Raw genomic sequence first — 26,283 nt, 5'->3', positions numbered from 1 at the left:
ATGTATCAGCGCGCGGACATGGACTGGATGCTCAAGGACCTCGCGGAGAGCGTCCCCCAGACCCGTCACATCGTGGTGTTGTCGTCGGACGGCCTGTGCATGGCCCGCTACGACACCAGCCCGGACACCGCCGACCGGATCGCCGCCATCGGCTCCGGCCTGCAGAGCCTTTCCGGAGCGGTCGCCTCCGAATTCCCGCAGAGCGACGGCCGGATGCGGATGGTCGTCATCGAGGTCAGCGGCGGATTCATGTACCTGATGGCCGCCGGTGCCGGTGCCCACCTGGCGGTGCTCGCCGACGAGGGTGTGGACGCGGGGCTGGTCGGCTCCTGCATGCGCGACCTGGTGGCCCGGATCGGCGCCCACCTCACCAGCCCGCCGCGCGCCGACGGGCGGACGGCGTGAGCGAATCCGACCAGGACTGGGACAAGGGTGGTCCTGAGCGGTTGTACGTGATCACCGGGGGTCGCGCCGGGGCGGAGGAACAGGCCGAACTCGACCTGGTCACACTGATCGTCTCCCTGGAGGACTCGCAACCGGGCATGCAGCCCGAGCACGCCGCCATCCTCCGGGTCTGCCGGTCGCCGCTGTCCGTGGCCGAGATCTCGGCGCATTTAGCGCTGCCCGCGAGTGTGATCGGCGTACTGCTCACCGATCTCCTGGCCGACGGGCGGGTGGAGGCCCGCGCGCCGGCCGCCAACCTCCCCGACATAGCACTGATAGAGGCGGTTATCGATGGTCTCCAGAAGCTCTGACACGGTCATGGAGCCGGCGCGCGAGGACCAGTTGCCGTCCTCCGCCTCCTCTGCCGTCAAGATCGTGATCGTCGGCGGGTTCGGCGTCGGCAAGACCACACTCGTCCGCTCGGTGAGTGAGATCAGGCCGCTCACCACCGAGGAGACGATGACCGAGGCCAGTACCGACGTCGACGACGTCTCCGGCGTGGAGCGCAAGACGGCGACCACGGTGGCCATGGACTTCGGCCGGATCAGCCTGAACGAGGAGCTGGTGCTCTACCTGTTCGGGACGCCCGGACAGCAACGGTTCTGGTTCCTGTGGAACGGCCTCTTCGAAGGCGCCCTCGGCGCCATCGTCCTGGTCGACACCCGGCGTCTGGAAGTCAGCTTCGACGTGATCGGCCGGCTGGAAGAGGCCGACGTGCCCTTCGTGATCGCCGTCAACGCCTTCCCCGATGCCTCCTCGTACCCCACCGAGGAACTGCGCAGCGCACTGGACCTGCCCGAGCAGGTGCCGATCGTGGTGTGTGACGCCCGTCAGCGGGCGTCGAGCCGGGACGTCCTGATCACCCTGATGCGCTATCTGCGCGACGTCATCCAGACCCCGGAGCCCTCGTGACCGTCAACCACTCCGACCACCTCGGCACCGACCAGCTGACTCCGCCGCCGGGGTGCCCGGCCCACGGCCGCGGCACCGATGCCCTCTACCGGCTGCACGACGCCGGGGTGCAGGCCGACCTCGTCGGCGTGTACGAGAAGCTGCGCGCGGAGTACGGCCCCGTCGCCCCGGTCCTCGTCCACGGCGACCTCCCGGCCTGGCTGGTCCTCGGCCACCGCGAGAACCTGGAGATCCTGCGCACCCCGAGCGTCTTCTCCCGCGACTCACGCCACTGGCGGGACATGGCCGAAGGCCGGGTGCCGGCCGACCACCCGCTCGCGCCGATCACCACCTGGCAGCCGCTGTGCGTCTTCGTCGACGGCGAGGACCACAAGCGGCTGCGCGGCGCGGTCACCGACAGCCTCGGGCGCTTCGAATCCCGCGGCATCCGGCGCCACGTCACCCGCTTCACCGACCAACTGGTCGACGAGTTCGCCGCGACGGGCCGGGCCGACCTGGTGAGCCAGTTCGCCGCGCGGCTCCCGCTGCGCGTGATGACCCAGCTCTTCGGCATGCCGGACGAGTACGGGCCGAGCCTGACCGCCGCCGTCGAGGACGTGCTCAACGGCACCGAGACCGCGGTCGCCAGCAACGCCTACCTCACCGAGACCCTCCAGCAACTGGTCGAGCGCAAGCGCGCCCACCCGGGCCACGACTTCCCGTCCAAGCTGATCGACCACCCGGCCGGGCTCAGCGACGACGAGGTCCGTGAACACCTCCGGCTCATCCTCACCGCGGCGAACGAGACGACGGTCAACCTCATCGCGAACGCGCTGCGCACGGTGCTCACCGACCCGCGCTTCCGGGCGCACCTCACCGGCGGCCACATGACCCTGCCCGACGCGCTGGAGCAGGTCATGTGGGACGAGCCGCCGATGATGACGCTGCTGGGCCGGTGGGCCACCAGCGACACCCGGCTCGGCGAACAGGCCATCAGGGCGGGGGACATGCTGCTGCTCGGACTGCGGGCGGCCAACGCGGATCCCGCGATCCGGCCCGATCTGTCCGCGCCCGTCCACGGCAACCGCTCCCATCTGGCGTTCAGCGGCGGTCCGCACGAGTGCCCGGGCCAGCACATCGGCCGGGCGATCGCCGACACGGCCGTCGACACCCTGCTCACCCGGCTCCCCGACCTCCAACTGGCGGTTCCGGAGTCGGAACTTCAGTGGTCCACCTCGCTGATGTACCGCCACCTCGTCGCGCTGCCGGTGCAGTTCACCCCGGCCCGCCCGTAGGCACCACGTCTCACGGCCCCAGGTGCCGGCCCGGAGTCCACACGGGCGGGCCGGCACCCGCCGGAGGACCGGCGGACCGTGACCAAGACGACAGCACGGAGCCACGGCAGGGCGTCGGCCCTGTCTTAAAGTGATGCTGACGTGGGCAGTGATGCGGGGGAGCAGCAATGGGGCGTGTGAGCAAGGACAGCTCGCCGCGGCTCCCGTAGAGGAAGGCATCACGTGCCCTTGTCGGACGAAGAGCACCTGGACCCCGCCTGCGAGCACGTTCCGGTGTCGCCCTCGACGCCTCCTCCCGGGTTAGGGACCGCGGACGCGGCGCGCCGCGCCGACGGTCCCGTACGCCGGCCCCGACGGTGTCGCGCAAGAGTGCGCTGACCCCTGTCGCCGGCCCGGAGCAGAGCCGAACCCCCCAACCGGCTCCCGGCCAGGCCCCGCCCCCGGCGGATCCCCCGACGCGCCTGCCAGCACGCCTCCGGTGCCCCAAGGGCCGCACCCCGGCGCTCTGCTGCCCGTCCGCCTCACCCCCTTCCCCCGTGTGGAGCCCTGATGAACACCAGCACGCCCGTCGCCGACTCCTGGAACCTCCCCGCCGTCTCCGCCCCGCCGGGCACTTCGCTCCCCGGCCTGCTCGCCCGCCGGACGGCTCGTACCCCGATGAGCCCGGCCGTCCAGGACGGGCACCGCAGTTACTGCTACCGGGAACTCGACGACTGGTCGCAGTCCGTGGCAAGGGCGTTGCGCGACCGCGGCATACGCAGAGGGGAGGCCGTCGCCGTCCTGGGAGTGCGGTCCTGGGAGGCGACGGTCACCATGGCCGGCATCCTGAAGGCTGGCGCGGTGTGCGTCCCCGTGGACGCCCACCACCCCTCGGCCCGGGCGGCCGAGATGCTCGCGGACGCCCGGGTGCGCCTGGCCGTGGTCCTGCCGGGACACCGCGCGGTGGTGCCCGAGGGCAGCGGGCAGGTCGAATGGGCCGCGTTCGACGCCTTGATGGCGGCGGACCCGGGCCCTTTCGACGGCAGCCCGGCCCACACCGAGCGCGGCGCCGACGACAGCGCGTACATCCTGTTCACCTCCGGCACCACCGGGCGCCCCAAGCCGGTGGTCTTCCCGCACCGCGCGGTGACCCGGCTCGCGGCCGGGGCGAAGCCCTGGTGCGCCGGCCCGGGCAAGCGCGTCCTGCAGACCTTCGGGCTCTCCTTCGACGGCTCCCTCTTCGAGACCTGGGCCACCCTGATCAACGGCGGATGCCTGGTCGTCGCCGACCGCGAGGCGCTGCTCGACCCGGACCGGCTGCGGTCGCTGCTCCGTACGCAGCGCATCACCCACGCGTTCCTGACCACCAGCCTGTTCCACCACGCCGTCCGCAGTCACCCCGGCGTCTTCGGGGCCCTGGACATGGTGCTGATCGGCGGTGAGGCGATGGACCCGGACCTGACGGCGGCGGTGTGCGCGGCCGGACGTCCGCGCCACCTCATCAACGGCTACGGGCCGACCGAGGGCGGCATCATGGTCACCGCCCACGACGTGGACCACGTGCCACGGGGCGCCTCCGCCATCCCCATAGGACGGCCGGTGGCGGAGAGCAGCTGCCTGCTGCTGCGGGCCGACGGCAGCCCGGCCGCCACCGGCGAGGAGGGCGAGATCTACATAGGCGGGGCGGGCCTGGCACGGGAGTACCTCGACCGGCCCGCCGAAACCGCCCGGGCCTTCGTCACCCGGAAGACCGCCGCGGGCGAGGCGCTCCGCTTCTACCGCAGCGGCGACCTGGGGCGCCGCCGCCCCGACGGCCTGCTGGAATTCCTCGGCCGGACCGACCGGCAGGTCAAGATCCGCGGCTTTCGCATCGAACTGGAGGCGGTGGAAAGCCTGTTGCGCGGCCACCCCGGTGTCGCCGAGGCCGCGGTGCTCGTCAGGAGCAACGACGGGATAGGGAAGGCGATCTGCGCCTTCGTCACCCCGGCGGACCCCGCCGCCGCGCCCGACCCCGCGGAGCTGCGCGGCCACCTCGCGGGCCGGCTGCCCGCGCACGCGCTGCCCGCCCCCATCGCCGTCCTGGACCGGCTGCCCCTCACGGCCAACGGCAAGACGGACCATGCGGCGCTGCGCGCACTGGCGGAGTCCGGCGCCTCCGCGGGCACCGCCGGGCAGGGCACCGCCCACCGGCCCGGCGACGCCCTCGCGGACATCTGGGCCGACGTGCTCGGCGGGCCGGTGTCCGACGCCACCGACTTCTTCGCCGCGGGCGGCAACTCCCTGCTCGCTGCCCACGCGGTCACCCGGGCCCTGGCTGCCCTCGGCCTCCCCGCCGGACGCTTCACGCCGCTGCTCCAGGGCCTGCTCGTCGCCCCCACGCTCGCCGCGTTCCGCGCGGCGACCCGCTGCGCGCCGGCCGTTCCGGAGGACCGTACGGCGCCGGACTTCGAGGCGGACGCCCGGCCGGCGCCGCTCCCGCCCGTGAGCCGGGCCGCCGCGCCACGGCCGACCGCCCCGCGCCACATCCTGCTCACCGGGGCGACCGGATTCGTCGGGGCCTTCCTGCTCGAAAGGCTGCTGAGGGACACCGACGCCACCGTGCACTGCCCGGTACGCGCGACCGACCGGGCCGGGGCGATGCGGCGGATCCACGAGGCGATGGCCCGCTACGGCCTCCGGCTCACCGAACCCGGCCGCGTCCGCCCGGTCCCCGCCGAACTGGCCCGCCCCGGACTGGGCATGCCCCGAGCCACGTTCGACCGGCTGGCGAGGACCGTCGACCTGATCCTGCACAACGCGGCGCACGTCAACTTCCTCTACCCCTACCGCCAGTTGCGGGAGGCGAACGTGGAGGCCGTCCGGACGCTCATCGGGCTCGCCGGCCCGCGCCGTGTCCCGCTGCACTACGTCTCGACCACGGCCGTACTCGCCGGAAGCGGTGTCGGCGGCGTACGGCACGTCGACGAGAGCACCCCGCTCAGCCATCCCGAACTGCTCAGCATGGGCTACCCGGAGACGAAGTGGGTGGCCGAGCGCATGCTGGGCCACGCCGCCGACGCCGGGCTGCCGGTCACCGTCCACCGCCCCTACGAGATCACCGGCCACAGCCGGACCGGCGCGTGGAACACCTCCAGCGCCATCTGCGCGGTCTTCGACGCGATCGTCAGGATGGGCGTGGCACCGGCGGTCCCGCTGCCGCTCGACCTGGTTCCGGTGGACGCCGTCACCGACGCGATCGTCGGGATCGCCACGCACCTCCCGCACCTGGGCGGTGTGGTCCACCTGACCAACCCCCGGCCGGCCGTGCTCGGCGACATGGTCGCGCGCATGCGGTCCGCCGGACACCGCATCGACGAGGTGAGCTACCAGGAGTGGACCGACGCGCTCGTCGGCCATGTGCACGCCCACCCCACGTCGCCGATCGCCCCGTTCACCCCGCTCTTCCTCACCCCGGCCAACCAGGCCGACTTCACCGTCAAGGAGATGTACTTCGACACGGTCTTCCCCGAGGTGCGGCGCACCCGCACCGACCAGGTCTGGCCGTCGTGGCGTACGTCCTGCCCGCCGGTGGACGACGCCCTGCTGGACGGCTACGTCACCTGCCTCAAGCGCGCCGGCCTGCTCCTCGGCCGCGACTGACCCCCGTCACCGTCCGCCCCTGGCGTCCGGGACCGGTCCCTGGCAGGAACGGCCGGTCCCGGCGCCGGAATTGACGAGGGTGACGACACTGATGAGGCATCAATTCCGGTCGCCCCCGGCGGCGCAGCCCCGCAGCATGTAAGCGATGACGTCGCCGAGTCCGGCTTCCGTCTCCTCGGGGGAGAGCATGCTGCTCACCGCGAGGCCGGCGAAGCCGTGCAGGGTGGTGAAGACCGGCATGCTGACCCGGTCCACCGGCCCCGGCCGCACCTCGCCCGTGCGCTGGCCCTCCGCGATCAGCTCCTCGGCCAGCGCGACCGCCCGGTGCACCGCCTCCAGCAGCGCCCGCGACGCCGCCGGGTCGTGCTTGACGGCGTACATGAGGTCGAGCAGCTCGGCGTTGGCGGTGGCGAAGCCCACGTAGGCGCGGGCCAGCGCCCCCAGGCGCTCGGTGAAGGAGGAGCCCTCGTCCCGGGCCGCGGTCAGCACCTCCAGCATCCGGTCGAACCCGACGAGTGCCAGCGCGTCCAGCAGGGCCTGCTTGTCCTTGAAATGCCGGCTCGGCGCGGCATGGCTGACGCCGAGGTCGCGGGCCAGTTCCCGCAACGACAGCGCGCCCGACCCCCGCTCCCGCAGCGTCTGCTCGGCACGACTCAGCAGGGCGGCGCGGAGGTCTCCGTGGTGGTAACGACGAGTCTGCATGTCCCCCACCCTAGCGTCGATGTAATCACCAGCTACATTGTTGTCATTGACAGCATTGTTGTCGACGCCTACATTGAACATATGGCTCACACTTCCAAGGCGCGCAGCTGGACTGCCGCCGACCTTCCCGACCAGACCGGCCGCACCGCCGTCGTGACCGGCGCGAACAGCGGGCTCGGCATCGCCACCGTCGAGGCCCTCGCCCGGGCCGGCGCCCATGTCGTCCTCGCCGTCCGGGACGTCCGGCGCGGCGAGGAGGCGGCCGCCACCGTCAGCACCGCCAGGGGCAGCCTGGAGGTGCGCCGCCTCGACCTCGCCGACCTCGCCTCGGTGCGTGCGTTCGCCGCGGCCTGGCAGGGCGATCTGGACCTGCTGATCAACAACGCCGGAGTGATGGCCGTCCCCGAGTCCCGGACCAAGGACGGCTTCGAGACGCAGTTCGGCACCAATCACCTCGGCCACTTCGCGCTGACCAACCTGCTGCTGCCGCACGTCACCGACCGCGTGGTCACCGTGGCGTCCGCGGCGCACAAGACGCCCCCCGGCACCCGCATCCACTTCGACAACCTGAACCTCACCGGCGCGTACACGCCCTACCGCGCGTACTCCCAGTCCAAGCTGGCCAACCTGCTGTTCACCCTGGAGCTGCAGCGCCGCCTCACCGCGGCCGGCTCCCCGGTACGGGCCCTCGCCGCGCACCCCGGCTACGCCGCCACCAACCTGCAGAGCCACGACGCCAGCGCCGTCCGACGGGCCGTCATGCGGGTGACCAACCGCGTGCTCGCCCAGGACAGCCGGGCCGGTGCCCTGCCGACGCTGTACGCCGCCACCCAGGACCTGCCCGGCGCCGCCTATCTCGGCCCGGACGGCCTCGGCGAGGCGCGCGGCGGACCGGCGATGGTGGGCCGCTCGGCCGCGGCCAGCGACCCGGAGAGCGCCAAGCGCCTGTGGACCGCGTCCGAGGAGCTGACCGGGGTCGCCTTCCCGCCGCTGCCCTGACGCGCCTCCGCAGCCCGTCACCGTTCGGCGGAACACCGCAGCGGAAGCCGCGGCACGACGGGTCATAGTGGCGGTAGCCGCACTGGCAGCGGGCCGTCGGAGCACAGGAGTGCGCGGGATGCCGAAGTATCTGGTTCAGGCGAGCTATACGGCCGAGGGGGCGAAGGGGCTGCTCGCCGAGGGCGGGAGCGGCCGCCGCGCCGCCGTCGAGCAGGTCGTCAGGTCCCGCGGCGGCTCACTGGAGGCGATCTACTTCGCCTACGGGGACACCGACCTGTACTGCATCCTCGACTTCCCCGACCCGCTGTCGATGGCCGCCGTGGCGATGACCGTCCGCGCTTCCGGGGCGCTGCAGTCCACGACGGTGCCCCTGCTGTCGGTCGAGGAGATCGACGAGGCGGCCCGGCAGGGCGTCGACTTCCGCGCGCCCGGCGCCGGCTGACCTTCCCCGGCCAGGGGACGCCCCCACGCCGCGGTGCCCGCCGCCGGTACGGGACCGGGGCGGGCTGCCCGGGCCCTAGGACACGACGTCCCGCAGCGGCTTGTCCGCCAGGTGGTCGGCGACGTTCTGGACGGCGGCCAGCGCGATGCGGACCAGGGTTTCCCGGGTGACGCCCGCGACGTGCGGGGAGAGGACCACGTTCGGCGCCTTGAGCAGGCGCAGCGCCGCCGTCGGCGGTTCCGGGTCGAAGACGTCGAGACCGGCGCCGGCGAGCGCGCCGGCGGCCAGCGCGTCCGCGAGGGCGTCCTGGTCGATGAGGGCGCCGCGGGCCGTGTTGATGACGAAGGCGGTGGGCTTGAGCAGCGCCAGCCGCTCCGCGTCGAGCAGATGCCGGGTCCCGTCGGTGAGCGGGGCGTGCAGGCTGACGTAGTCGGAGGTGCGCAGCAGGTCGTCGAGGCTCAGATGACGGGCGCCGCCGAGGCGCGCCGCGGTCTCGGGAGCCACCGGCCGCGGTCCGGCGTAGACGACCGTCATGTCGAACGCGACCGCGCGGCGCGCCACTTCCTCACCGATGTGCCCCAGGCCGACGATGCCCAGGGTCTTGCCGGACAGCTCGGTGATGGACTGCTGGAGGCGCGGCAGTGCCCAGTCGGCCTCGACCAGCGCGGTGTGGGCCGGGACCAGCTGCTTGGCGAGGGCGAGCATCAGGGCGAAGGTCTGCTCGGCCACGTTCTGCTTCTCGGCACCGCTGGAGCCGATGTTGCAGACCGGGATCCCGCGCTCCCGGGCGGCGTCCAGGTCCACGTAGTCGAAGCCGTGGCTGGCGCACTGCACCAGCTCCAGGTGCGGGGCCGCGGCCAGGTGCGCCGCGGTGACCGTGCCCAGGCCGGTGATGATCACGTGGGCCTCGCGCAGCGCCGCGGGGTCCTCGTCGGCCGCTTCGACCACCGTGACCCTGGCCTGTTCGGGGAAGACGGTGGCGAGCGCGGCACCGGCGGTCCGGCCGCCCACGTGCGGCGAGACGACGGCGAGGATGTTCTTCATGGGTGACCTCTCGGGGTACGGGCCGGCGAACGGGCCCGGATGCGGGGCGGGGCGCGTCGTGCCGGACGCCGGGGCGTCGCGGCGCGGCGGGGGTCAGACGGGCCGGGTGACCAGGTCGTCGACGGTCAGGGTGGCCGGCCGGGAGTGGCCGGACAGGGCCAGGGTGAGGTCGAGTTCGGCGAGCAGGCAGCGGATGACGTGCTCGACGCCCGCCTGGCCGTCCAGCCCGAGCCCGTAGGCGTACGGGCGTCCGACCAGCACCGACCTCGCGCCCAGCGCCAGCGCCTTGACGATGTCGTCGCCGCTGCGGATGCCGCTGTCGAAGAGGACGGTGAGCCGGTCGCCGGCCGCCTCGACCACACCGGGCAGCGCGTCCGCGGCCGCGATCGATCCCGCGACCTGGCGGCCGCCGTGGTTGGACACCACCACGCCGTCCACGCCGGCCTCCGCGGCGCGCAGCGCGTCGTCCGGGTGCAGGATGCCCTTCAGCACGATCGGGCCGTCCCAGTTCTCGCGCAGGAACGCCAGGTCGGGCCAGGTCTTCGCGGGGTCGGCGAACATCCCCACGAAGTGCCGCACGGCCGCGTTCGGGTCCTCGTGGACCGGCTTGGCCAGCCCCGCCCGGAACGCGGGGTCGGTGAAGTAGTTGGCGGTGCCCACGCCGTGCAGGAACGGCAGGTACGCCTGGTCGAGATCGCGCGGGCGCCAGGCGAGCAGCGGGGTGTCGAGCGTGACGAACAGCGCGCTGTAGCCCGCCGCCTTCGCCCGGTCCAGGAAGCTCCGGGTGACCTCGCGGTCCTTCGCCCAGTACAGCTGGAACCACCGCTCGCCGTCGCCCATCGCCGCGGCGACCTCCTCCATCGGCGTGCTGGAGGCGGACGACAGGATGTACGGGACGCCCTGCGCCGCGGCGGCCCGGGCGGCGGCCGGCTCCGCCTCCGGATGCATGATCGACAGCACGCCGACCGGCGCGAGCGCGAGCGGCGCGGGCAGCGAACGGCCCAGCACCTCGACGGAGAGGTCGCGTTGCTGCACGTCGCGGAGCATCCGCGGGACGATCCGCAGGCGGTCCAGCGCGGCCCGGTTGGCGTCGGCGGTGCTGCCGGTGCCCGCGCTGCCCGCCACATAGCCGACCGGGCCGGGGCCCAGGCGCTGCTCGGTGAGCTGTTCCAGCCGGGTCAGATCGGTCGGCAGCCGGGGCACCGCGCCGGTCATGCCGTTCAGATAGATCTCGTACTGGAAGTCCGCCCAGTGCTTCGCCATCCGTACGTCCCGCCTCTCGTCGTGAGACCGCCTGTTCCACCGCGATCCTGGCGACAGTGACAAGTTCCGTCCACCGCGCTGCGCACAACCGGCGGGTGGAATCATCACCCTGTGATGAAGGAACGGGAAGGCGGCCGGGAGGGGCGGGAGCGCATCCGCCAGGAGCTGATCGCCGCCCCGAGGGTCGTCGCGGCGCTGGTCGCCGCCGTCCGCACCCAGGTTCCGGCCTACGCCGCGCTCGACGACGAGCGGCTGCGCGAGGTGCGCGCCATCGCCTCCTGGGCGTTGGAGCGGATGCTGCACCTGTGGGCCACCGACGGCGCGCTCACCCCCGCGGACCTCCGGCGGCTGCGCGGCATCGCGGCGGCCCGGGCCGCGGACGGCCGGCCGGTGCAGGCGGTCCTGCGGGCCTACCGGGTCGCGGTGACGGCCCTCACGGACGAGGTCGCGGCCTGTACGCCGCCCCCGGACGCGGCGGACGCCTTCGCCCTCGCACGGATGGCGCTGACCACCCTCGACACCCTCTCCGAGGAGATGGCCGCCGCCTACACCGTCACCAGTGAGGACCTCGCGGCGGACCGGGACCGGGCGCTGCGGCTGCTGCTCGACGACCTGATCGCCGGGCGGCACGCCTCCGTCGGCGCGCTGACCGACCGCGCCACCCGGCTGGGCGCCCAACTCCCCGATCCCTACTGTCTGTTGGTCGCCGAGTCGACGGAGCCGGACGGCGGTTCCGGCGTGACCCAGGAGACGGCCACCGAACTGCTCACCACGCTCACCGCGCGCGCCGACGACGCCCAGGTCACCTCGACGGCGACGGTACGCGGCTCACGCCTCGTGCTGATGCTGCCCGCCGCGGTCGGCCGCACCGCCCCGGAGGCACTGCGCGAACGCGCCCTGCGCGGCTGTGCCGTCTCCGACGAGCCCCTGGACCGGATCGCCGTGGCGCACCGTCTCGCCGCCGACGCCCTGGACACCGCACCCAGGCACGCGCACCACCCCGGGAGGGTGCTGACCGACGGCGACGCCCACGTCCTGGCGCTGCTCGCCGGCCGCCCGGCCACCACCCCCGACCGGATCAGCCGTCTGCTGCTCGGCCCCCTGGTCCACCCGGGCCGCCGGCACCTGCTGGAGGCGCTCACCAGCTACCTCGACACCGGCTCCGCGACCGCCGCCGCCCGCACGCTCGGCCTGCACCCCCAGTCCCTGCGCTACCGCCTCCGCCGCATCGCCGAACTCACCCACCGCGACCCGCGCGACCCGTGGCAGCGGCTGACGCTGGACATCGCGCGGACGATCGGGCCCTAGGCAGTGACGCGGCACCCCGGGCAAGTGCGCAGGAGTGGTCGAACGGGGCATCCGTGGCGAGAAAGGCCAATTCGCCGATAAAGCGAACGATCCGGTAAGCCCGGTGGATGAACGTCGTTCAGAGACTCAACTTGCGGCTCGCTTTCGTATCGTTATTGCTTCGATTCTTGACGATCAGGCGGAACGTGACGTTCACTGCGACAGTTCTGGGCCGGGTCAGGCGGCCCCATGGGAGGTACCGAAAAAATGAATGCAATAATGCGGCGCGCGCTCGTGAGCGCAATGGCGCTTTCGCTCGCAGCACCCTTGGCGGCCTGTGGGAAAGATCAACAGGAAGCCGGTGCCGGCAAGGACGCCATAGGTCTGCTTCTCCCGGAGAACAAAGCGGCCCGCTACGAGAAGTTCGACCACCGCATCATTTCCTCGCGGATAGCCTCGCTGTGCCTCGAATGCAAGGTCGATTACGGCAATGCCGCGCAGCAAGTCGATACGCAGAAAAGACAGTTCGACGCCCTCGTGAAGAAGGGTGTAAAGGTCATCATTCTTGACCCGGTGGACGCGCAGGCGGCCAAGAGCTGGGTGGACTCGGCCGCCAAGAAGGGCGTCCAGGTCGTCGCGTACGACCGGCTCGCCGAGGGCGATGTCGCGGCGTACGTCTCCTACGACAACGAGAAGATCGGCCGGCTCCAGGGCCAGGGCCTGCTCGACGCGCTCGGCTCCCGGGCGGCCACCGCCGATGTCGTCATGATGAACGGCTCGCCGACCGACCCGAATGCGCCGTCCTACAAGAAGGGCGCCCACGACGTCCTGGACGGCAAGGTCCATAAGGTCGTCTACGAGAAGGACATCCCCGACTGGGATGCGGCGATCGCCAAGAAGAAGATGACGGACGTCATCAACTCCCGTGGCCCGCAAGGATTTGACGCGGTGTACTCCGCCAACGACGGCATGGCCGGCGGTATCGCCGAGGCGCTGAAGGCGGCCGGCCTCAAGAATGTGCCGCTCGGTGGCCAGGATGCCGAACTCCCCGCGCTGCAGCGGGTGGTCGCCGGTACCCAGTCCTTCACCATTTACAAGGAAGTCCGGCCGGAGGCCGAAACCGCCGCCGAAATCGCCTTCCGGCTGCTGCGCGGGAAGAGCATCAGCGGGCTGACCGCGACTACCGCCGGTAACAGCAGTAAGTCCGGTATCCCCGCCCGGCTGTTCAAGGCGCAGATCGTCACCAAGAAGAATCTGAACGACACCGTCGTCCGCGACGGCGTGGTCCGCACCGACCTCCTCTGCGCCGGCGACCTCGCCACCGCCTGCGCGTCCCTCGGCCTGAAGTGACGGCCGCCGCCACCCGGCTCCGGGTGGCGGCCGGGCCGATGACCGCCCCGGCGGTCATCGGCCCCGTGACGCGCCCTCAGGACCCCACCGGCCGCCCGAGCCACGCGTACGCGGCCCGGGCAGTGAACTCCCGCTGGCCGTCCCTGAACAGCAGCCCGGCGTGCGCGAACGCCGGGTCCTCGGCGGTGCCGGCCACATACGGCACGGCGATGCACCGCATGCCCGCCCGGTGCGCCGCGAGCGCCCCGGGCGCCGCGTCCTCCAGCACCACACAGGTGGCGGGGTCGGCGCCCAGCCGCCGCGCCGCCTCCAGGAACACGTCCGGCGCCGGCTTGCCGTGCGCCACCTCCTCGGCCGAGACCACGGTCGTCAGCAGCGCGTCCAGCCCCGTACCGGCCAGCACCGCCTCGATCGCGGCCCGCGAGGACCCCGACGCCACCGCCATCGGATGCCCGGCCGCCGCAAGGTGCTCCACCAGGGTCCGCATCTCGGGGAAGACCTCGGTGTGCGCCCGGGCCAGCTCCAGATAGACCCGGTTCTTCCCGGCCAGCAGCTCCTCGACCGGCGCGTCGAGGCCGAACTCGCGGCGCAGGACCTCCAGGGTCTCCCGGGTGCCGATGCCGATGAAGCGGGTGTGGTGCTCCCAGCTGAAGTCGGCCACGCCGTAGCCGGCCAGCAGCCGGCGGCCCGCCTCGTAGTAGTTCGGCTCGCTGTCCACCAGCGTGCCGTCGAGATCGAAGATCACCGGGGTGGGCGGGTCCTGGGAGGTGGGGGAGGCGTTCATGCCGTCCAGCATGCCAAGCCGCGCTCCGGTACGACTCCCCGGCGGCCCGCCCCGCTCAGCGTGGCTTCGCCGCCCCGCCCACCGCCTCCACCAGCGGCAGCATCCGGTGCGGCACCCGCTCGCGCAGCGCCATCTCCGTTCGCGTACGGACCACGCCGGGCAGGCTGATCAGCCGCTGGATCACGTCCTCCAGATGCGCCGGGTCCCGGGCCACCACCCGGGTCAGCAGATCCCCGCCGCCGGTCGTCGAGAACGCCTCGATGATCTGCGGCACCTCCGCCAGCGCGTCGGCCACCTCCTCCAGATGGCCCTGGGTCACCTCGATGTGCACGAAGGCGAGCACGGGGTGGCCGAGCGCGGCGGGGGAGAGCAGCGGACTGTACGCGGTGATCACGCCGTCCCGTTCGAGCCGGTCCAGCCGCGCCTGGACGGTGCCCCGGGCGACCCCGAGCACCCGCGCGTACTCCCGCACGCTGGTGCGCGGCTGCTCCAGCAGCAGTCGGAGGATCTTGGCGTCCAGGGCGTCCACTGGCATCGTCGCGTGCCCTTACGGTCGGCGAAGTCGGTCCCCGACTGTACCAATGGCCCAGTGAACCCCGCGCTCGGTGAGCCGGTTGCCCCGCGGTTCGGCGCCGCTGTCAGTCCGGGTCGGCCGGTTCGCTGCGCGGCCGGTCGGCGCCGGTCGCGGTGGGTACCGGCGAACCGCCGGCCGCGGCGAGCACGCCGAGGATCGCCAGGACGAGGAGGACGATGCCGAGGACGAGCGCCACCGACCCCGCAGTGGGGTAGTTCCACAGGATCAGGGCCAGCGCGCCGCCGGCGATGACGACGCCGGTGGTCCAGCCGCGGTGGGTCTCCAGCCACCGGCCCATGGTGCCGGTGCGCATTCCCCGGCGGGCCGCCGCCCGGCCGATGGAACCGGTGCCCCGGCTCGCTCCGGAGCGCACCGAGCGGGCGGCACGGCTCGGGCCGTACAGGGCAGCCGTCAACGCCACGATCACCGCGACGACGAGGAGCGTCCAGGCGCTCTGCCGCAGGAAGCGGACCAGCGTGTCGAAGACGGCGGCGGCCGCGTTCTCCGGCAGCGCGCTGGGCGGCACGGAGTCCAGGTAGACGCCGCGCAGCACGGCGAGCGCGATGAGCAGCACGGCCATCATCACCCCGGTACCGATCGCGGTGGCCAGCAGCGCCACCCGGTGCGCGGGCGCCACCCAGATGCCGAGGGCGGCGCACACCAGCGCCACGACGGACAGCCAGACGCCGAGGACGTCGAGCAGCCGCATCAGTGTCTGCGCCTGCTGGAGCTTGTCGGTCTTCAGCAGCGTGATCGTCCGATCGGGCTGCGGGATCGCCGACGCCTTCTTGAATCCCGCGTCCACCAGGCGCTGTTTGACGTTGTCGACGACGGTGCCGATGTCCAGGACGACGGTGTTGCCCCGGGCCTGGACCGCGCTGTTCCCCTCCCCGGTGAGGACCTTCACCACCGCGGCGTGCGCCTGGCGGTTGGCGACGTCCCACAGCTGGGAGAACTGGTCGCTGGTCACCACCTTCGACACCACTTTGTGCACGGTCTTGGTGAGCGCGTCCTTCAGGGGACCGGCCAGCTCCGGGGTGTGCTCGACCACCAGGGGCGGGGCGCCGGCCTTCTGGAGGGTGGCGGCGAGTGAGTTGGTGATCGCCTGGACATCGACCTGGCCGACCACCCGGTTGGTCAGCCGGTCGGTCACCGCGTTCTGCACGGAGGGCTCGGTGGCCAGCGGCGCGACGGTCTGCACATACCTGCCGGAGTCGGAGATCTGACTGCTCACCCAGGTCGCGACGGTGGCGAGCGGGGCCAGGAGCACAGCCAGTACCAGCAGCACGGTCGCGCCCGTGTAGCGCAGGGGGCGGGGCGAACTCATGGCATGTCTCCTCACTCCGGAAGGCGGCGCATCTCCTCGATGGACAGGCCGAGGTCCTGGAACCGGGTCAGCAGCCCGAACAGGTGCGCCTCGTCCGTCACCGCGCCGCGGAACAGCGTCTGCTGCGGTACGGGCTCCCGCTCCAGCTCCGGGAACGCCTCGGCCAGGGCGGGGGAGACGAGGCCGGTCACACGGAACTCGTAACGCATGCCCACACCGCCCCTCGCGCCGCTGGAAACCGTCCTCTCGCATGCTGTCCGCGGCCCGGCGGAACGGCATCACCCGCGGGGGATGACCCGACGGGGCCGGGGACCGAGGCGGGTCACAGCAGGTGCAGCTCGCGGCCGCGTTCGACGGCCTCCCGGCGGCGGGACGTGCCGAGTTTGCGGTAGACGCTGCGCAGGTGCGTCTTGACGGTGTTGACCGACAGGTGCAGCGCGGCGGCGATCTCCTCGTTGGACATCATCCGGGCCGCGTACGCCAGGACCTCCCGCTCCCGGCCGCTCAGCGCCTCCACGAGGACCGGGCCGGCCGGGCGGCCCGGGGGCCCGGCCGTCAACCACCGTGCCGCGGGCGGCGGGACGTCCCGGAGCAGGTGCCGCAGCCAGGGCCCGGCCTCGGCGAACGGCCGGCGCAGCTGCTCGGGGGCGGCCGCGTCCAGTGCCTCACCCAGCAGGGCACGGGCGGCCGGCCGGTCCCCGGCCAGTGCCGCGGCGCGGGCCCGCAGCAGGCCGATGCGTACGCGGTCGGGCAGATCCGGCGCCGGGCAGGCGTCGGCCGCCGCGACGAGCCGGAGGGCGCGGGCGGGGCGGCCCGCGGCGAGGTGGGCGAGCGCCAGCGCCACGGTCCGCGAGGCGTCCCCGGGCACGGCGGCCCGCCCGGCGCCCGGGGGGCCGGGCCGGTGCAGGGCGGAGAGCGCCGCGGCGGGGTCGCCGCGGGCCAGCGCGACAGCCGAACGCGCCACGGCCAGCCGCCCGGCGGGCCACCCCGGCACCTGCGGCTCGGCCTCGTCCAGGACCGCCGACGCCGCCGCCCACCGGCCGTGCGCCAGCTCCACCCGGGACCGTACGACGGCCCGTTCGGCCCGCAGCACCGGGTCGGCGGCGGTGTCGGTGAACTCGGCGGCCAGGGCCAGGTGGTGCCGCGCCGTCGGGAAGTCGCAGCGTTCGCACGCCACGGTGGCCAGGGCCAGCTGACCGGCCCCCGACCGCCGGTCCTCGGGTATGCCCTGCCGCTCGGCCACGTCGAGCGCGCGGGCGGCGTGGTCCGCGGCCGCGGTGAGCTCACCGCGGACGGCCTCGGCCAGCGCGAGCCGCCCCCACGCCGCATGCCGTACGAGGTGGGTCGCCTCGCCCGTGCAGGCCCGCACCGTCTCCTCGAAGGCGGCCCGGGTCTCGTCCGGCCGCCCGGCAGCCAGCAGTGCGCAGGCCCGGCCGTGGCACCGCAGCGCCTCGATCTCGGGGTGTTCCTTGAGCCGGTACGCGGGCACCTCCGCCATCAGCTCCGCGGTCCGCCGGGCCGCCGCGCCCGCCCCGCTCCCGGTGCCGTGCGGCGCCAGCAGCAGCCGCAGCAGCGCCAGGGTGAGCCGCACCTCGGGCCCGGCCCCGGCCGCGGCCTCGCGGTGCCGCACCCGGCGCTCGGCCCGCAGCACCCAGCGGCGGGCCGCCGCGGCGTCGTGCCGGGCCAGCAGCCGGGCCGCCGTCACCAGGGCCGCTTCGGCTCCCGGGACGTCGGCCGGCATACCGGAGAAGAGCGCGTCGATCCGCCCCTCGTCGAGACCGGCGAGCAGGCGCCCGGCCAGCAGATGCCGGACGGCCTCGCCGGCCGCGTACGGCCAGTCCCCGGCGGCGGCCGCGTGCACCAGCGTCTCGGTGAGCTGCCCGGAGGCGGCGAACCAGCGTGCCGCCCGGCGGTGCAGCACCGGTTCGAGGCCCGGCCACCGGCTGCGCAGCCGCGCGTGCAGCACCCCGGCGAACAGCGGGTGCACGCGGAACCACCGGGTGCCGGCGACCGGCTGGACGAAGCAGTTGTCCCGCACCAGCCGGTCCAGGATCCGCTCGGCGTCCGCCCGCCCGGTCAGTGCGTCGGCGAGTTCGGGGTGCACCCGGTCCAGGACGCTGGTGCGCGCCAGCAGCTCCTGGGCCGCCGCGGGCTGCGCGTCGAGGACCTCGGCCAGCAGATAGTCGGCGACCGCCTGCTCGGAGGCGAGGTACGACGTGGCGAAGCCGGCCGGGTCACCGGACCGCTGGACGGCCAGGGCACACAGCCGCAGGCCGGCGGCCCAGCCCTCGGTGCGGCGGGTGAGCCCGGCGACGACCTCCCCACCGGGCGCCAGGCCGTGCCCGCGCAGCAGGGCCGCCGCCTCCCGAGGGGTGAACGCCAGCTCGGCGCCCCGGAGTTCACACAGCCGGCCCTCCGCCCGGTAGCGGTGCAGCGGCAGCAGCGGGTCCACCCGGCTGGTCAGCAGCAGCCGCAGCCCCGGGCCGGCGTGGTCCACCAGGAACTCCAGACCGGCGGCCACCTCCCGGCCGGGCGCCTTGTCGAGACCGTCGACGACGAGCACCACCGGCTCGGCAAGCCCTTCCAGGGCCGCGGCGAACCGCACCAGCAGCGCGCGGCCGGCGCTGTCACCCGCGCGCGGCAGGCCGGCGCCGCCGTCCGGCAGGAGCAGGCGGCGCCGGAACGCCTCCAGGACGTGGGCCCAGAAGACCCGCGGGGAGTCCTCGCGGTCCGGCGTCACCCACACGACGGGCCCGGGAGCGGTGCCATGGTGCGCCCAGGAGGCGACGGCGGTGGTCTTCCCGGCGCCGGCCGGGCCCGTGACCAGCGTCAGCGGTCCGTTCGTCCCCTCGGTGAGCCGGTCCAGCAGCCGCCGGCGGCTGACCAGGCCGCGCAGGACGGGTGGCACCGACAACTTCGCGGCGAGCAGCGGGTCCCCGGACGGGGTCGGCGAGGCTGCGGTCATGGGCACCACCCGGTAGCTGCGAGGGCCGGCGGGCGCCCGTCCGGCGTCCGGTGTCCGGCCCGTCCGCCTCCGCCTGCGCGGGACCGCGACCGGCCCCTTCATGGTCACCCGGCCGGCCGTCGCCCGCATCGGGTGATGCGCCGGCCCGGGCCGCGCCGGTGGAATCGGCACGGGCACAGGAGGGAGGACGGGCGTGGACGGACGCTGGACCGCACGCGTGGCACTGACCGCGGGGGCGGCGGCGCTGCTGGTCCTGCTGGTGTTCGCGGGGCTCCGCAGCGTCGTCCTGCTCGGGCTGGGGGCGGCCGGGCTGGCCGTCGCGGCGGCCGGGGTGTGGTGGGTGCTCTCCCGCCGGGGCCCGGCGCGGGCGTTCGCCCTCCTCCTGGTGGTGCTGGCGCCGCTCGCCGTGCTGGTGCTGTACGTGGCCGCCGGGCTGTTCTGGGTCGTCCTCGTCGCCCTCGGGCTGTGGACCCTGGCGCTGTCCACCGGCAGGGCCGCGCTGACGGTGGGGAAGGGCCGCGCGGACGCACCGGGCACCGCCGTCGCCCCTCCCGCCCGGCCCTTCCTGATCATGAACCCGCGCTCCGGCGGCGGAAAGGTCGGCGCGGGCAAGCTGGTCGAGAAGGCCGAGGCGCTGGGCGCCCGGGTCGCCGTGCTCGACCCGGCGCAGCCGCAGGACGTCGCCGCGCTCGCCCGGCAGGCCGTAGACGACGGCGCCGACCTGCTCGGCGTCGCCGGGGGTGACGGAACCCAGGCCCTGGTCGCGGGCGTCGCGGCGGAGCACGGAGTGCCCTTCATGGTCATCCCGGCCGGCACCCGCAACCACTTCGCCATGGACCTCGGCCTCGACCGCGCGGACCCGGCGAGCGCGCTGGCGGCCCTCACCGACGGCGTCGAGCTCCGCGTCGACCTGGGCTTCATCGGGGTGGCGGCGCCCGAGGCCGAGGGCCGGGAGCGGGTCTTCGTCAACAACGCCTCCTTCGGCGCCTACGCGGCGGTCGTGCAGAGCCCCGCGTACCGCGACGACAAGGCCCGTACGACCCTGCGCATGCTCCCGGACCTGCTCACCCACCACGCCGGCCCCCGGCTGGCCGTCCGCGCGCAGGACCTGACCCTCGACGCGCCGCAGGCGGTGCTGGTCAGCAACAACCCCTACGGGGTGGGCGACCCGGCGGGTCTCGGACGGCGCGAACGGCTGGACACCGGCGTCCTGGGGGTGCTCGGCGTCACCGTCGACAGCGCGGCCCAGGCGGCCTGGATGCTGCGCGGCCGCCGCGGACCCGGACTGGTCGCACGCACCGCCCCGGAGGTGGTGGTCGACGCGGACACCCCGGCCGTCGAGGCCGGCGTCGACGGCGAGGCCCTCATGCTGCCCACGCCGGTCCGCTGCCGGATCGCACCGGGTGCCTTGCGCGTACGGCTGCCCCGCCACCGCCCCGGCGTCCGGCCCACCGCCCCGCCGATGGACTGGCGACGTGTGCGGCGGCTGGCCCTGACGCGGGGGCGGGCCGGATGACCGACCACACCCGGGACGCGCACCCGAAGCCGCCGCACCGGGCCGAGCCCGCCCGGGTCGACTACAGCGGCGCGGTCTACGGCTCGCTGCTCGCCGCGTCCGTGGTGGTCGGTGCCGGAGCGCTCGGCCCCTCCCCGTGGCTCCAGCTCGCTCTCCTGCTGCTGTGCACCGGCGCGGTGTTCTGGGCCGCGCACGTCTTCGCGCGGCTCTTCGGGGCCCGGGTCGTCGGACAGGACCTGAACCGGGCGGAGATCCGGCGGGTGTGCGCCGACGAGCGGCCGATCGTCGAGGCCGCGGTCCCGCCGGCCGCCGCCGCGGCTCTCGCCGGGCAGCTCGGACTGGACTACGAACGGGCCGCGTGGCTGGCCCTCGCGGTCGCGCTCGCCGGGCAGGTCGGCTGGGCGATGGCCGCCACGCTGCGCGCCGGCGCCTCCCGCCGGCTGATGCTGGCCGCGGGCGCCGCCAACATGCTGCTCGGCCTGCTCATCGTGGTCCTCAAGGCCGCGCTCCAGCACTGACGGCGAGCAGCGAGCCGCCCGCGCTCAGTCCCGGTCCGCCGCCGGCGGGGCGGCCCGGCGCAGCGCGGAGCGCAGGGCGAAGGCCACCGCCAGTTCCAGCGCGCCGAGCACGACGAGCCACAGGCCCAGCAGCCGCGCCAGCGCCACCGCGGACTGCACCGGGAAGCCGAGGACGACGATCCCCGCCACCACGCCGAGCGCGCCGGCGGCGAAGGTCAGGCCCCGGTGGACGAGGTCGCGGTCCGCGATCGCCACGAACGCGGTCAGCAGGCCCCCCATCACCCAGTAGACGCCGACGATCAGCGAGAGCACGGCGATCGTCTGCAGCGGATGACGCAGGCACAGCACGCCCGCCAGGACGGCCACCAGCGCGATCAGCACCCCGGCCAGCCTGCCGCCCTGCCGGGCGTCCCGGGAGAAGGCCCGTACGAAGCTGAAGACGCCGGCCAGCAGCAGCTGCAGTCCGATGATGACGGCCAGCACCCGGAGCGTCTCGTCCGGCCAGACCAGGACCAGGATGCCGGGGATCAGGGTCGCGAGGGCGAAGCCGAGGGCCCAGTGCCAGGAGCCGCCCAGGGCGCCCAGGACGTCCTGGGCGTCGGTGGGGCCGTGCCGCGGTGGGATATCAGTGGGTGTGGACATGACGCCTCCTTGACTGCGAATGTCCAGCGGACGGCGGGCCCGCGGATCCCCCGTTCCGGGTGACCCGGGCCCCGCTGCCGGGCGGCGCTCCCGGGCGCCGCGACGCCCCGCGGACCGTCGCCCCCGTGGCGGACGGCCGCCCCGCCCCCGCCCGGAACCTCTGCCATTGGCTCGCTTTTGGCACCGCCGTAGCCCCGCCGACTGTGCCATTGGCCCAGCACATCCCACCTGTGTTGAGCCATCAGTCCGGAAGGTGCTGTCATGGTGCCGTCGATGGCGCTGCGGACCCCGCGGCGCCTTTGTCATGCCGGCACCCGGACGGGACCTGCCGGCCCATGGATCGAAAGGGGCGGGAAGCTGTGCTGAAGAGGATGTTCGTGGCTCCGGACCCGGGCCGGCTGCGGTTGCGCAGCGCCACCCGGGCCGTCCTCGGCATCGGTCTGGCGGTGGCCGTCACCGGTCTCGCCGGCCACTCGCTCGTCGCGGCCGTCACCGGCGGGCTCGCCGCCCTTCTCGCGTTGTTCACCGTCACCGACGCCACGGTCCGCGGCCAGGCGCTCACCACGGCCCTGCTGCCCGCCGTCGGGTTCCCGGTGCTGGCCCTCGCGACGCTGCTGCACGACCACCCGGCGGCCCGCGACGCGGCGTTCCTCGCGGTCATGGGACTGGGCGTCTACGCCCGGCGCTGGGGCCCCCGCGGCCACGCCCTCGGGGTGTTCGCGTTCATGACCTTCTTCGCCACGCAGTTCCTGCACGCGGTGCCCCGGCAGCTGCCCGAACTGTGCGCCGCCGTCACCCTCTCCCTGCTCGCCGCCTCGACCGTCCGCTTCGGACTCTGGTGCTACGAGCGGCGGCTGCCGCCCCCCGCCCCGCCCGTCACGCTGCACGGCACCGGCCTGGCCCGGACGACCACCCGCCAGGCCGTCCAGGCCACGCTGGGCGGCGGCTTCGCCCTGCTGGCCGGGCAGCTGCTGTCCGACCAGCGCTGGTACTGGGCGGTGGGCGCCACCTGGTGGATCTTCGTGAACACCGCCTCCCGGGGCGAGACGCTCGTACGCGGCTTCCGGCGGATCCTCGGCACGGTACTGGGCATCGCCGCCGGCGCCGTCGTGGTGCTCCCGCTGCACGGCGCCGCCGTCCCGTCCGTGGCCCTGGTCGCGGTGAGCGTCTTCGGGATCTTCTACACCGCGGCGGTCTCCTACACCTGGATGATGTTCGCGGTGACGGTGATGGCCGGGGTGCTCTACGGACTCCTCGGCGTCCTGGACTCCGGCCTGCTCGCCCTCCGGCTGGCCGAGACGGGCGTCGGCGCGCTCGGCGCTGCCCTCGCCGTCCTCCTGGTACTGCCGGTGACCACCCACGCCACCACGGACGCCTGGATCCAGCGCGCACTGCGCTGCGTCCACGCCTGTGCCGCCGAGGCGGCGGCCCGCCTCGCCGGCTCGGAGACCGCCGACCCCGGCCCCCGGGTGGCGGAACTGGAACTGCTGCTGGGCCGGGTCCGGCTCTCCCTCGCGCCGCTCGTGCACCCGCTCAGCCCGCTGCGCACCCGTAAGGACAAGGCCCGGCGGGTCCTCGCGCTGCTCGACGACTGCGCCCGCGAGGTCCGCGGGCTGGCGTCCGTCGCCGCCGACCCGGAGGCGTCGCACGACGACCGCCTCGCCGCCGCCTGCTGGCGGGTGGAGGCCGCCGTGGAGGCCCTCACCACACCGGGCGCCACCCGCCGCGCACCGGGCGCCGACGCGGTCCTTCCGCACGCACCGGTGCCCGAGACCGCGCTCGCCCATCTGCACGGCCTGGAGCGGACACTGGCCGAACTGGCGGCGCCGCTGCACAGCAGCCGGCCCTCGCCGCTGGTCGGGGCCTGACCGCCCGCCGGGCCCGCGCCCGCGGCCGACGGGGACCGGCCGAAGCCGCCGAACGGCCGGTCCCCGGCTGTTAGCGTCGCGGGAGCAGGCACCCGGGCGACAGCGGACGAAGGGCGGACCAGTGACGACGAACGACGGCGGCCGGCGGGCGTACATCGGATCCTTCACCACGGCCGGCGGCCTCGGCATCACCACCGCGGCCGTGGACCCGACGTCCGGAGCGCTCACCCCGCTGCACTCCACCGACGCCGTCCCCAACCCCTCCTACCTGGCGCCGAGCCCCGACGGGCGGTACCTCTACGCGGTCAGCGAGACCCCGGACGGTGCCGCGGCCGCCTTCGCGCTCACGCCCGAGGGGCCCCGGCCGCTCGGCCCCGCCGTCCCCGTCGGCGGCGCCGACCCCACCCATCTGACCCTCTTCGACGGTCACCTCGTCACCGCCAACTACAGCTCGGGCAGCGTCAGTTCGCTCCCCGTACGGGCCGACGGCTCGCTCGGCGGCCCGGCCCGCGTGCTCACCCACGAGGGCAGCGGCCCGCAGACGGACCGCCAGGAAGGCCCGCACGCGCACGCGGTGCTGCCCGATCCCGCCGGGCACCGGCTGCTCAGCGTCGATCTGGGCACCGACTCGGTACGGGTGTGCACCCTCGGCGCCGACGGCACGCCGGCCCTGTGCGACGAGGTGCGGCTGCGGCCCGGGAGCGGACCGCGGCACCTCGCTTTCCACCCCCGCGGCGACCGCGCCTACGTCATCAACGAACTCGATCCGACGGTGACCGTCTGCCGGTGGGACGCCGGGCGGGGCGCGCTGACACCGCGGGGGGAGACCCGGCTCCTGCCGGACGGAGTGGTGCCCACGGCCACCTTCCCGTCCGAACTTGTCGTCTCCCCGGACGGCCGGTTCGCCTGGGCCGCCAACCGGGGCCACGACAGCCTCTCGGTGCTCGCCCTCGACGCGACCGGCGACCCCGTGCGCCTGGTCACCACCGTTCCGTGCGGCGGCCACTGGCCGCGCGACCTGACGCTGCACCCCGACGGCCGGCACCTGTACGCCGCCAACGAGCGTTCCGGCGACGTCACCTGGTTCGCCGTCGACCCGGAGACCGGCATCCCGGTCCGGGGCGGTGCGATCGAGGCACCGGCCGCGTCCTGCGTCGTGTTCGCCTGAGCCGTCCCGGGCGGCTCAGCCCGACGGGAAGCGGCCGCCGAAGTACACCTGGATCTCGGCGATCCGGCAGTCGCGCACCGTCTGCACCTCGACGTTGCGGTGCCGTTCACCGGTCGTCAGCTCGTACTCGTAGCGGACGTACACCTGGTGGTCGTCCAGGGCCACCGCCTCGAGGATCTCCTGATGGCGCAGGCGGTCCGCGGTGGGGAAGCAGACCTCCAGGAAGGCGGCCTTGCCGATGTGGTCGTCCTGAGGGCTGGTGAAGACGAAGTCGTCGGCGAGCAGCCGATCGATGGCCTCGCGGTCCTGCGCGAGGTAGGCGGTGAAGGCGGCGCGGACGACGTCGACGTTCGTCATGAACATCCTCCCGAAGGCGCTGTGCGGTTCTCTCGCGAGCGTACGGCCCTCGGCCGCCCCGTGGCCGCACCCGGGTCCTCCCAGGCCGTCTGACGGCCGTTCCGCGCCCCTCGGTACGACAGAGGGCCGCCCTGCGCGCGGCGCGGGGCGGCCCTCCGGTGCGATGCCTGACCTGGGAAGCGTCCTAGCGGACCGGTACTCCCTGGGCCTGCGTCGGCAGGGTGATGCCCACCGACGCCGCGTAGTTCGACAGGACCAGCCGGCCCACCGCGCCGTACGCGCCCAGCGCCTCGGCCGAGGCGCACCCGGCCTCCGCCGCGGCCGCCCCCACCAGGCCGTCGGCGATCTCCGGGCCGATCAGGTACGGCGCCAGCGCCAGCGCCTGCGAACCGGACCCGCGCAGCTGCTCGGCGGTACGGGAGATGGCGCCCTCCTCGTCCAGCGCGGCGGCCAGCACCGGCACCGCGAGCCGTGCGGAGAGCAGCATGCCGGTGATGCCGGCGGCCTGCACGGCCTCGTCGCCGCCCACGGTGGCCAGAATGATGCCGTCGGCCGCCGTGGCGACCGTGAACAGCCGGGCGCGGTCGGCGCGCGCCAGGCCGGCCTCGGACAGCCGGACGTGCAGCGCCTCGGCGAGCAGCGGGTGCGGCCCCAGGACGTCGGTCAGTTCGGCGCCGGAGCCGCTGTTCATCATGGCCTGGCGTATCCGGCGCAGCAGGGCGCTGTCCGGTCCGGCCAGCAGTGGCACGACCACCGCGGCGGGGCCGGGATCGGGGCGTCCGTCGACGTCCTCGCGGGCCTTCTGCTCGGCGGCGGCGCGCGTCAGCACGGCCTCCAGGGACGGGAACTCGTCGTCACCGCCGTCGACGTAGCCGATCCGGGCGTCGAGGCCCGGGAGTTCGGAGCGGGCGATGCTGGAGACCTCCTCCGCCAGGCTGCGCGAGGCGGAGGTCGGGGTGCCGGGCACGGCCAGCACCAGGGCGGGGGCGCCCTCGGGTGCGGCGAGCGGCTCCGGCCTGCGGTGGCGGCCGGACTGCCGCGCGCGCGGCATTCGTACAGGCAGGCCGGGTGCGGCTCCCGGGCTCGGGGATGCGGCGTCGAAATCGGGCGAGCCAGGTGCGGGCCCAGTGGGGGAACTCATGGCGCCGCATGCTAACGCCTCGGACCACCCCCGCGCGGAGGGAGGGTTCGCTGCTGAGGTATCCGTCCCGATTTATCCCGCGCGTCTT

24 protein-coding genes are annotated in these 26,283 nt (G+C 74.2%); 13 read left to right on the top strand and 11 right to left on the bottom strand.

Annotated elements, in window-relative coordinates:
- From OO62_RS01995 to OO62_RS01975, 5 genes are all read left to right on the top strand, one after another.
- Positions 1-405: a roadblock/LC7 domain-containing protein gene (locus OO62_RS01995; RefSeq protein ID WP_228332586.1), complete on the top strand. Its 405-nt coding sequence runs from the start codon at positions 1-3 to the stop codon at positions 403-405.
- Positions 402-755, top strand: a complete 354-nt coding sequence (locus OO62_RS01990) for a DUF742 domain-containing protein (RefSeq protein ID WP_033265368.1) — start codon at positions 402-404, stop codon at positions 753-755. Before OO62_RS01995 ends, OO62_RS01990 begins: the two co-directional genes overlap by 4 nt.
- Positions 736-1,356 carry a GTP-binding protein gene (locus OO62_RS01985; RefSeq protein ID WP_033265367.1) on the top strand — a complete coding sequence of 207 codons (621 nt, stop codon included), beginning with the start codon at positions 736-738 and terminating at the stop codon, positions 1,354-1,356. The genes OO62_RS01990 and OO62_RS01985 overlap by 20 nt, the downstream gene beginning before the upstream one ends.
- Positions 1,353-2,630, top strand: coding sequence for a cytochrome P450 (locus OO62_RS01980; protein ID WP_228332587.1), 1,278 nt, complete (start codon positions 1,353-1,355; stop codon positions 2,628-2,630). The genes OO62_RS01985 and OO62_RS01980 overlap by 4 nt, the downstream gene beginning before the upstream one ends.
- Positions 2,631-3,179: 549 nt before the next feature.
- Entirely contained in the window at positions 3,180-6,248 is a 3,069-nt protein-coding gene (locus OO62_RS01975) for a non-ribosomal peptide synthetase (RefSeq protein WP_051732528.1), read from the top strand.
- 99 nt (positions 6,249-6,347) lie between these two features.
- Here OO62_RS01975 and OO62_RS01970 read toward each other — a convergent pair whose 3' ends face one another.
- On the bottom strand, positions 6,348-6,950 hold the full coding sequence (locus tag OO62_RS01970; RefSeq protein ID WP_033265366.1) for a TetR/AcrR family transcriptional regulator: 603 nt from the start codon (positions 6,948-6,950) through the stop codon (positions 6,348-6,350).
- An 81-nt stretch (positions 6,951-7,031) separates the two neighbouring features.
- Here OO62_RS01970 and OO62_RS01965 point away from each other — a divergent pair, with 81 nt between their 5' ends.
- Both OO62_RS01965 and OO62_RS01960 read left to right on the top strand, forming a co-directional pair.
- Positions 7,032-7,949 (top strand): oxidoreductase, encoded by a 918-nt coding sequence (locus tag OO62_RS01965; RefSeq protein WP_033265365.1) that lies wholly within the window; start codon positions 7,032-7,034, stop codon positions 7,947-7,949.
- Positions 7,950-8,067: 118 nt separating this feature from the next.
- The gene (locus tag OO62_RS01960) at positions 8,068-8,391 is read left to right on the top strand and encodes a GYD domain-containing protein (RefSeq protein WP_033265364.1); all 324 of its coding nucleotides are present in this window, start codon (positions 8,068-8,070) and stop codon (positions 8,389-8,391) included.
- Positions 8,392-8,466: 75 nt separating this feature from the next.
- On the opposite strand, the gene OO62_RS01955 is transcribed toward OO62_RS01960, so the two are convergent.
- Positions 8,467-9,435 (bottom strand): 2-hydroxyacid dehydrogenase, encoded by a 969-nt coding sequence (locus OO62_RS01955; RefSeq protein ID WP_033265363.1) that lies wholly within the window; start codon positions 9,433-9,435, stop codon positions 8,467-8,469.
- 93 nt (positions 9,436-9,528) lie between these two features.
- Positions 9,529-10,698: a lactate 2-monooxygenase gene (locus OO62_RS01950; RefSeq protein ID WP_033265362.1), complete on the bottom strand. Its 1,170-nt coding sequence runs from the start codon at positions 10,696-10,698 to the stop codon at positions 9,529-9,531.
- Positions 10,699-10,812: 114 nt separating this feature from the next.
- Between OO62_RS01950 and OO62_RS01945 the strand changes: the two genes are divergently transcribed.
- Both OO62_RS01945 and OO62_RS01940 read left to right on the top strand, forming a co-directional pair.
- Positions 10,813-12,006 (top strand): PucR family transcriptional regulator, encoded by a 1,194-nt coding sequence (locus OO62_RS01945; RefSeq protein WP_051732526.1) that lies wholly within the window; start codon positions 10,813-10,815, stop codon positions 12,004-12,006.
- A 258-nt stretch (positions 12,007-12,264) separates the two neighbouring features.
- Positions 12,265-13,335, top strand: a complete 1,071-nt coding sequence (locus tag OO62_RS01940; RefSeq protein WP_228332588.1) for a sugar ABC transporter substrate-binding protein — start codon at positions 12,265-12,267, stop codon at positions 13,333-13,335.
- Between the two features lie 76 nt (positions 13,336-13,411).
- Here OO62_RS01940 and OO62_RS01935 read toward each other — a convergent pair whose 3' ends face one another.
- The 5 genes from OO62_RS01935 to OO62_RS01915 form a co-directional block, all read right to left on the bottom strand.
- Entirely contained in the window at positions 13,412-14,119 is a 708-nt protein-coding gene (locus OO62_RS01935) for an HAD family hydrolase (RefSeq protein ID WP_033265533.1), read from the bottom strand.
- 55 nt (positions 14,120-14,174) lie between these two features.
- Positions 14,175-14,654, bottom strand: a complete 480-nt coding sequence (locus OO62_RS01930; protein WP_033265360.1) for an Lrp/AsnC family transcriptional regulator — start codon at positions 14,652-14,654, stop codon at positions 14,175-14,177.
- Positions 14,655-14,757: 103 nt separating this feature from the next.
- Positions 14,758-16,020, bottom strand: a complete 1,263-nt coding sequence (locus OO62_RS01925; protein WP_106974791.1) for a hypothetical protein — start codon at positions 16,018-16,020, stop codon at positions 14,758-14,760.
- A gap of 11 nt (positions 16,021-16,031) precedes the next feature.
- The gene (locus OO62_RS01920) at positions 16,032-16,229 is read right to left on the bottom strand and encodes a hypothetical protein (RefSeq protein ID WP_033265358.1); all 198 of its coding nucleotides are present in this window, start codon (positions 16,227-16,229) and stop codon (positions 16,032-16,034) included.
- Positions 16,230-16,342: 113 nt separating this feature from the next.
- Positions 16,343-18,985, bottom strand: a complete 2,643-nt coding sequence (locus OO62_RS01915; RefSeq protein ID WP_051732524.1) for a winged helix-turn-helix domain-containing protein — start codon at positions 18,983-18,985, stop codon at positions 16,343-16,345.
- A 193-nt stretch (positions 18,986-19,178) separates the two neighbouring features.
- Here OO62_RS01915 and OO62_RS01910 point away from each other — a divergent pair, with 193 nt between their 5' ends.
- Positions 19,179-20,501: a diacylglycerol/lipid kinase family protein gene (locus OO62_RS01910; RefSeq protein ID WP_033265356.1), complete on the top strand. Its 1,323-nt coding sequence runs from the start codon at positions 19,179-19,181 to the stop codon at positions 20,499-20,501.
- Positions 20,498-21,019, top strand: coding sequence for a hypothetical protein (locus tag OO62_RS01905; RefSeq protein ID WP_033265355.1), 522 nt, complete (start codon positions 20,498-20,500; stop codon positions 21,017-21,019). The genes OO62_RS01910 and OO62_RS01905 overlap by 4 nt, the downstream gene beginning before the upstream one ends.
- A gap of 24 nt (positions 21,020-21,043) precedes the next feature.
- Here the strand turns inward: OO62_RS01905 and OO62_RS01900 are convergent, their stop codons facing one another.
- On the bottom strand, positions 21,044-21,661 hold the full coding sequence (locus OO62_RS01900; protein ID WP_033265354.1) for an HdeD family acid-resistance protein: 618 nt from the start codon (positions 21,659-21,661) through the stop codon (positions 21,044-21,046).
- A gap of 359 nt (positions 21,662-22,020) precedes the next feature.
- On the opposite strand from OO62_RS01900, the gene OO62_RS01895 reads away from it, so the two are divergent.
- Positions 22,021-23,529: an FUSC family protein gene (locus OO62_RS01895; protein ID WP_033265353.1), complete on the top strand. Its 1,509-nt coding sequence runs from the start codon at positions 22,021-22,023 to the stop codon at positions 23,527-23,529.
- 121 nt (positions 23,530-23,650) lie between these two features.
- The gene (locus OO62_RS01890; RefSeq protein WP_033265352.1) at positions 23,651-24,697 is read left to right on the top strand and encodes a lactonase family protein; all 1,047 of its coding nucleotides are present in this window, start codon (positions 23,651-23,653) and stop codon (positions 24,695-24,697) included.
- A 15-nt stretch (positions 24,698-24,712) separates the two neighbouring features.
- On the opposite strand, the gene OO62_RS01885 is transcribed toward OO62_RS01890, so the two are convergent.
- Entirely contained in the window at positions 24,713-25,054 is a 342-nt protein-coding gene (locus OO62_RS01885) for a nuclear transport factor 2 family protein (protein ID WP_033265351.1), read from the bottom strand.
- A 184-nt stretch (positions 25,055-25,238) separates the two neighbouring features.
- Positions 25,239-26,195, bottom strand: coding sequence for a sirohydrochlorin chelatase (locus OO62_RS01880; protein ID WP_374992898.1), 957 nt, complete (start codon positions 26,193-26,195; stop codon positions 25,239-25,241).
- Positions 26,196-26,283 lie beyond the last annotated feature (88 nt).

This window comes from Streptomyces lydicus (assembly GCF_000717345.1).
GTDB lineage: Bacteria > Actinomycetota > Actinomycetes > Streptomycetales > Streptomycetaceae > Streptomyces > Streptomyces lydicus.
Note: the sequence above shows the minus strand (reverse complement) of the source record. Positions and strands in the feature narration are given on the sequence as shown.

Coding starts and splice junctions, on each gene's coding strand:
- OO62_RS01905 (WP_033265355.1), top strand. CDS start 20,498: ATGACCGACCACACCCGGGACGCGCACCCGAAGCCGCCGCACCGGGCC.
- OO62_RS01965 (WP_033265365.1), top strand. CDS start 7,032: ATGGCTCACACTTCCAAGGCGCGCAGCTGGACTGCCGCCGACCTTCCC.
- OO62_RS01985 (WP_033265367.1), top strand. CDS start 736: ATGGTCTCCAGAAGCTCTGACACGGTCATGGAGCCGGCGCGCGAGGAC.
- OO62_RS01940 (WP_228332588.1), top strand. CDS start 12,265: ATGCGGCGCGCGCTCGTGAGCGCAATGGCGCTTTCGCTCGCAGCACCC.
- OO62_RS01880 (WP_374992898.1), bottom strand. CDS start 26,195: ATGAGTTCCCCCACTGGGCCCGCACCTGGCTCGCCCGATTTCGACGCC.
- OO62_RS01995 (WP_228332586.1), top strand. CDS start 1: ATGTATCAGCGCGCGGACATGGACTGGATGCTCAAGGACCTCGCGGAG.
- OO62_RS01945 (WP_051732526.1), top strand. CDS start 10,813: ATGAAGGAACGGGAAGGCGGCCGGGAGGGGCGGGAGCGCATCCGCCAG.
- OO62_RS01950 (WP_033265362.1), bottom strand. CDS start 10,698: ATGGCGAAGCACTGGGCGGACTTCCAGTACGAGATCTATCTGAACGGC.
- OO62_RS01885 (WP_033265351.1), bottom strand. CDS start 25,054: ATGACGAACGTCGACGTCGTCCGCGCCGCCTTCACCGCCTACCTCGCG.
- OO62_RS01930 (WP_033265360.1), bottom strand. CDS start 14,654: ATGCCAGTGGACGCCCTGGACGCCAAGATCCTCCGACTGCTGCTGGAG.
- OO62_RS01900 (WP_033265354.1), bottom strand. CDS start 21,661: ATGTCCACACCCACTGATATCCCACCGCGGCACGGCCCCACCGACGCC.
- OO62_RS01975 (WP_051732528.1), top strand. CDS start 3,180: ATGAACACCAGCACGCCCGTCGCCGACTCCTGGAACCTCCCCGCCGTC.
- OO62_RS01915 (WP_051732524.1), bottom strand. CDS start 18,985: ATGACCGCAGCCTCGCCGACCCCGTCCGGGGACCCGCTGCTCGCCGCG.
- OO62_RS01970 (WP_033265366.1), bottom strand. CDS start 6,950: ATGCAGACTCGTCGTTACCACCACGGAGACCTCCGCGCCGCCCTGCTG.
- OO62_RS01955 (WP_033265363.1), bottom strand. CDS start 9,435: ATGAAGAACATCCTCGCCGTCGTCTCGCCGCACGTGGGCGGCCGGACC.
- OO62_RS01960 (WP_033265364.1), top strand. CDS start 8,068: ATGCCGAAGTATCTGGTTCAGGCGAGCTATACGGCCGAGGGGGCGAAG.
- OO62_RS01935 (WP_033265533.1), bottom strand. CDS start 14,119: ATGAACGCCTCCCCCACCTCCCAGGACCCGCCCACCCCGGTGATCTTC.
- OO62_RS01925 (WP_106974791.1), bottom strand. CDS start 16,020: ATGAGTTCGCCCCGCCCCCTGCGCTACACGGGCGCGACCGTGCTGCTG.
- OO62_RS01920 (WP_033265358.1), bottom strand. CDS start 16,229: ATGCGTTACGAGTTCCGTGTGACCGGCCTCGTCTCCCCCGCCCTGGCC.